1 protein-coding gene is annotated in these 1,604 nt (G+C 61.3%); it reads right to left on the reverse strand.

Annotation, left to right across the window (positions count from 1 at the left end; translation table 11 throughout):
- Positions 1-77: 77 nt before the first annotated feature.
- Entirely contained in the window at positions 78-1,487 is a 1,410-nt protein-coding gene (locus J2W46_RS34260) for an ISNCY family transposase (protein WP_310360451.1), read from the reverse strand.
- Positions 1,488-1,604: the final 117 nt, after the last annotated feature.

Here is a 1,604-nt window from a genome sequence, read left to right on the forward strand (position 1 = left end):
TTGTCGAGGCTTTGTTGAGATGTCCGGGTTTGGACTTTTTAGAAATGTCCGGTTTTGAAGTTCAGAAATATCTACTTTCAAGGGCTTTTAAGCACCGAGCCAATCCGCTTTCCGGCAGTTCCCAGAATCGCCTCATTCAACTCTTCACGCGTCAGTTCCCGCTGCTTGCGGGTGCCCACCTTGCGCTCCTTCGGTCGCGACGCTTCGCCCTGATTGGTCCTTGACGGCGTGCCCGACGCCCGCCGGTCATCACGCTGCACCTGGATCACCTGTGCCATCTGCAACGTGTGTCCGAGCCGCTTGTTGTCGACCACCGCCGCCTGATCGATCTCCGAGAGCCGGTCATACGGCACGCAGGGCAGGGCAGCGCCATTGACCCGGATCTCGATGCGCCCATCCGGATACTCGAACACGTCCAGATAACGGTGGATCAGGCTGCGGTTCGCCATCGTATCCTCCAGCAGATAGATCACCCGGTCGTACTGCACCGTCAGCACCTTCGACACGCGACGCGGCACGCGAACCGTCAGGATCAGATCAAGATCGTCGTCGGCACGCAGCGGCCGGTGCGCATCGAATGTGCTCCGCGGCATCTTGCCAAACCGGCCGTTAAAGTCAGCGATGAAGTGGGGCGCATAAGCGTTGGCCGCCTCCTTCGTGCTGATTGCGCGCAGCCGCAGTTCCTTCACGAGACGATCCTGCAATGTCAGATTCGCGCGCTCGACGCGACCCTTGGCCTGACTGCTATTGGCGCAGAACGTATCCACATTCAGCTCGTACAGCGCGCGCCCAAACTGCGTCACACCCTTGCCAGGCGTCACCGAATGACTGTTGCAATGAAACACGCTGGCCTTATCGCTATACAGCGCCACCGGCTTGCCATGCTGGTCAAGGTACGCGCGCATTGCTTCGAAGTAGCTGAAGGTCGATTCGGTCGCCGTGAAGTGCAGCGCCATCAGCCGGCCCGTTGCATCGTCGATGAACACCAGCAGTGTGCACGCAGGCGCACGCTCCTCAAACCACCGGTGATCACTGCCGTCGATCTGCACCAGTTCGCCCAGACACGCACGGCGGTTTCTCGGCTGGTGCAGCTTCGGTGGCCGCTGTTTGCGAGGAATCCACAGCCCGGCTTCCCGCATCCAGCGCCGCACGGTTTCCTTCGCCAGCATCACGCCATGACATTCGGCGAGCTTCTCGCACGCCAGCGTCGGCCCAAAATCCGCGTAGCGCTCACGCACCAGCGCCATGGCCCGTGCACGCAGATCAACCGGCAGCTCGCGGTTGCTCGGTTGGCCACGCCGCGCCGAAATAAGTCCGGCCGGTCCTGCCGCCTCGTAGCGCCGCACCAGCCGGCCGACCTGACGCTCACACAGCTGCAGCCGCTCGGCCGCTAGCACGACCGTCAGCCGCCGCTCCACGACTGCTTCGATGATCTTCACACGCTCGAGCTCGTGCATGCTGATCGTGATGAATCCACGTCCGTTCATGGTCTGGCTCCGGGCTCTGCCTGTGATGCCGCAGCATGCGCCACAACAGACAGCCGGGAGCAGGAAACCGGACATTTCTAATGAGCCAGAACCGGACATTACTAAAAAGCCCTGACA

The organism is Paraburkholderia strydomiana, from assembly GCF_031456815.1.
GTDB lineage: Bacteria > Pseudomonadota > Gammaproteobacteria > Burkholderiales > Burkholderiaceae > Paraburkholderia > Paraburkholderia caledonica.

Bases quoted from the DNA above. Each gene is read 5' to 3' on its own strand.
- J2W46_RS34260 (WP_310360451.1), bottom strand. From the start codon at position 1,487: ATGAACGGACGTGGATTCATCACGATCAGCATGCACGAGCTCGAGCGT.